Origin of the sequence: Rhodovulum sp. FJ3, from assembly GCF_032918305.1 — a bacterium.
GTDB lineage: Bacteria > Pseudomonadota > Alphaproteobacteria > Rhodobacterales > Rhodobacteraceae > SAT37.
Window position 1 is genome coordinate 1 of sequence record NZ_JAWJUU010000016.1, and the last position, 4,130, is coordinate 4,130.

Here is a 4,130-nt window from a genome sequence, read left to right on the forward strand (position 1 = left end):
ACCGGCCGCCTCAATCCGCGCCTTGCCCTCGACCATCACCAGAATGACCTCATTGCTGCCGGTCTCCTCGGCCCAAGCCTCACCGGCTCGCAACCGGATCAAATCAAACCCGACATAGCGCCAGCCCGCACTCTCGGGCGTGATCGCATGCACCTTGCCGTGGCGCCCGAACGGTTTCTTCAGCAAATCGCCCATCACATCTCTCCAACCTGTCTCTTCATCTTGGCACAAATACTCCTTCNCGAACGGTTTCTTCAGCAAATCGCCCATCACATCTCTCCAACCTGTCTCTTCATCTTGGCACAAATACTCCTTCCCCGCCCACCACCAGACGGGCCACGGGAACAAGTGCGCCCTAGTTCACCAACCGCGCCTGCGCGATCTGGCCCAGATACTCCTGGAACCGGTCGCGCTGCTTTTGACGCTCCGACACCTCGGGCACCGCCACATCCCAGAAATACCCGTGCTCCCCGGCGCTGGTCTCGATCCCGGTCCCGGGGAAGTCCTTGGCCACAGTCTCGATCACGATCACCGTCGGGATATTGCGTCCGCGTGCGGCGGCCAGTTCGACCTCAAGCTGATCCGTGTCCGCCGCCTTGACCGCATGGGCCCCCATCGACGCGGCATGGGCCACGTAATCGATCTCGGGCTGGGCCTCGACGTTGCAATCCACATACATGTTGTTGAACGGCTCACCGCCACAGCCCATGGTCTGCAATCGGTTGATACAGCCATAGCCACGGTTGTCGGTCAGCACGACGGTAAAGGGAATGCGGCGCATGACGGCGCTCGCCAGTTCCGAGTTGGCCAGCATATAGGACCCATCCCCGACAAAGCAGATCACCTCACGCTCCGGACAGGCCAGCTTCAGGCCCATGGCCCCCGCCACCTCATAGCCCATACAGCTATAGCCATATTCCATGTGATAGCCGCCTTGGGACGGTTTCCAGAGCAGCTTGAGCGCGCCGGGCATGGTGCCGGCGGCACACATGGCAATCGCGGTCTCGGTCGTGCCACGTTGCACCGCGCCAATCACCTGACCGTCGGTCGGTTTGGCAACTTGGTCCTCGGGGCGGGCACAATAAACGTCCACCGCACGCAACCAGTCCTCGCGCGCCTCCGCATTCGGAGCGTCGGCCGCATAGTCCCCGATGGCGGCCGTCAGCGCCTCAAGCGTCACCTTCGCATCGCCCACAAGGCTCACCGCCCCGTGCTTGGCCGCGTCATAGCCGTGGATGTTGATCGAGACCAGCGTGGCATCCTCACGGAACAAGGTGCGCGATCCGGTGGTAAAGTCCTGCAAACGCGTGCCGACACCGATCACCAGATCGGCCGTCTCGGACGCCGCATTGGCCGCCGCCGACCCATCCACGCCCGAGGCGCCAAAGTTCATCGGATGATCCTGGCTCAGGCCCGATTTACCCGCCTGCGTTTCCGCCACGGGGATGTTGTGTTTGGCGGCAAACGCGCCCAGTGTCTCTTCCGCTTGGGAATAGATCGTGCCACCGCCCGAGATGATGACGGGGCGCTTGGCCCCCTTGATCAACGCGGCCACACGGGCCAGCTCATCCACATCGGGCTGCGGACGGCGGATGTGCCAGACCTTCGGCTCAAAGAACTCCACCGGATAATCATAGGCCTCAGCCTGCACATCCTGACAAAAGGCCAGCGTGGCAGGACCGCAGTTGGCCGGATCCGTCATGGTGCGCAATGCGCGGGGCAGTGCATAAAGGATATGCTCGGGCCGCGTGATACGGTCAAAATAACGCGACACCGGCTTAAAACAGTCGTTCGCCGAGACCGTGCCGTCGTCAAAATCCTCAACCTGCTGCAACACCGGATCGGGGCGACGATTGGCAAAGACATCCCCCGCCACAATCAACAACGGCAAACGGTTCACATGGGCCAACGCGGCGGCCGTCACCACATTGGTCGACCCCGGCCCGATGGAACTGGTCACAGCCATCGCGCGGGTGCGCTTCTTGCCCTTGGCATAGGCGATGGCAGCATGGGCCATGGTCTGCTCGTTCTGCCCGCGCCACGTCGGGAACACGTCGCGGTACGCATGCAGCGCCTCGCCAATCCCCGCCACGTTGCCGTGACCAAAGATCGCCCACATCCCGTCGATATACCGCTCCCCCTCAGGGGTCATCTGCACCGATAGCCACTTGATCATGGCCTGTGCCGCCGTCAGTCGGATCGTGCCCATTCGTCTCTCCCAAGGCCCCTTGGCCCTTTTCATCTTGTCCAAATACTCCGGGGGTGCGGGGGCTGGCCCCCGCGCCTCACGTCGCGTTCAACCGCGCAGCGCCGCGGGCACTGTCCCAGACCTGACACAGGCGGGTGAACCGCTCGGCCATCTGCGCAATGGCCGCCTCATCATCCATGTCCCCCGTCATCCAAGCGCGCGCCGCATCCCCAAAGATGGTGCGCCCCACGGCAAACCCCTTGACCATGCCAAAGCTGGCGGCGACCTCAAAACTCGCGGCCAGTTCGGCCTCGGGCGCGTCCAGCCCCAGCACCACAATCCCGCGCACATGCGGATCGTGCAGCTCAATCGCCGCAACCGCGTTCGCCCAGGCCTCCTGCGTCTTCAGCGGCTCCAGCTTCCACCAGTCGGGATAGACCCCCGCCTCATAGAACTGGCGGATCAGGGTCGCGGTTGTGGTGTCATCGACCGGCCCCACCTTGGAGGGGATGATCTCCAGCAGGAACTCCAGCTTGTTGCGCCGCGCGGCGGTGAACAGACGCTTGACCCGCTCTTCCTGCAAGGCACGCATCGCCGCATCGTCATCGGGGTGGCAGAACACCAGCAACTTCACCACGTTCTCGCGCGCCCATTCGCCCAACTGACCGCAATCGGGGCCCAGTTCCGGCTCCAGATCAATCGGACGCGATCCGGGCAGTTCGGTCGGACGCCCGATCCACAGCCCCGTCCCCGAGGCCGCGTGCACCGCGCTGCGCCCGATGCGGTTGTCGCACAAAATACCATACCCCGACTGGCCGTCCTGAACCTGCAACGCGGCCTGAAGGCAGAGCTCCTTAAAGGCCCCGCCTTTTTCCAGGGTATAGCCCTCCATCTCTTCCAGTTGCAGACGGTGATCAAAGGCAAAGGTGCGCACGGTGGACCAATCGCCTGCGCGGTTGGTGGCCCAATGCACCTGCTCCAACTCGACGTCATTGCGCAAATCCGCCTGCTTGAGGCCGCGCTCAAAGAAAAAGGTCAGCTCTTTCCAGCTGGGATAGGCAGGGGTACAGCCATGGCGGCTGACGGCAAAGGCCCCACAGGCATTGGCGTATTTAAGGGCCGTGGGCCAGTCTTCGCCATCCAGCCAACCCTTGAGCAGACCCGACATAAACCCGTCCCCCGCGCCCAGCACGTTGAACACCTCAATCGGAAAGCCCGGCCCGGTTTGACCGTCATCCAGACTGTCCGGAATATCGCCCTCAAACGCCACAGCCCCGTCCGCGCCGCGTTTACACACCAGTGTCGCGCCCGACACCGCGCGCACCGCCCGCAGGGCCGCAATCGTGTCGGTGGATCCGCCCGCGATGTGGAATTCCTCTTCGGTGCCCACGATCAGGTCAAAGTAATGCAGGCTGGACTGCAGCTTCTCGGTGACCTCGGCGCTCTCGACAAAGCGGCTCTCGCCATCGCCATGGCCCGCCACGCCCCAGAGGTTCGGGCGGTAATCAATGTCCAGCGCCGTCTTCAATCCCGCCGCGCGCGCGATCTCCAACGCCTTTAGCGTCGCCGCCTCGACCTGCGGGTTGGACAGATGCGTGCCCGTGGCCACAACCGAGCGCGCCGAGCGGATATAGTCAGGGTCGATATCATCCACCGTCAGACCCATATCGGCACAGTTCTCACGATAGAAAATCAGCGGGAACTGCTCCTCGTCGCGGATGCCCAGCAACACCAGGGCCGTCAGGCGCTCGGGGTCGGTCTTGACCCCCGCCACATCCACGCCCTCGCGCTGCAGCTGCTCACGGATGAACCGGCCCATGTGCTCATCCCCGACGCCCGTGATCAAACCGGACTTCAGACCCAACCGCGCCGTCCCGCACGCAATGTTCGTCGGGGACCCGCCGATGTACTTCTCAAAGGACCCCATATCCTCCAAGCGCCC

3 protein-coding genes are annotated in these 4,130 nt (G+C 63.5%); all 3 read right to left on the reverse strand.

Annotated features, from left to right (window positions below; all coding sequences use genetic code 11):
• The coding region (locus R1W00_RS18160) for a 5-deoxy-glucuronate isomerase (RefSeq protein ID WP_317264184.1) at nucleotides 1–195 on the reverse strand (195 nt) is incomplete at its 3' end.
• A 160-nt stretch (nucleotides 196–355) separates the two neighbouring features.
• The gene (gene iolD, locus R1W00_RS18165; protein WP_317264182.1) at nucleotides 356–2,209 is read right to left on the reverse strand and encodes a 3D-(3,5/4)-trihydroxycyclohexane-1,2-dione acylhydrolase (decyclizing); all 1,854 of its coding nucleotides are present in this window, start codon (nucleotides 2,207–2,209) and stop codon (nucleotides 356–358) included.
• A 76-nt stretch (nucleotides 2,210–2,285) separates the two neighbouring features.
• Nucleotides 2,286–4,130: bifunctional 5-dehydro-2-deoxygluconokinase/5-dehydro-2-deoxyphosphogluconate aldolase (locus tag R1W00_RS18170; protein WP_317264183.1), on the reverse strand; the 1,845-nt coding region annotated here is incomplete at its 5' end.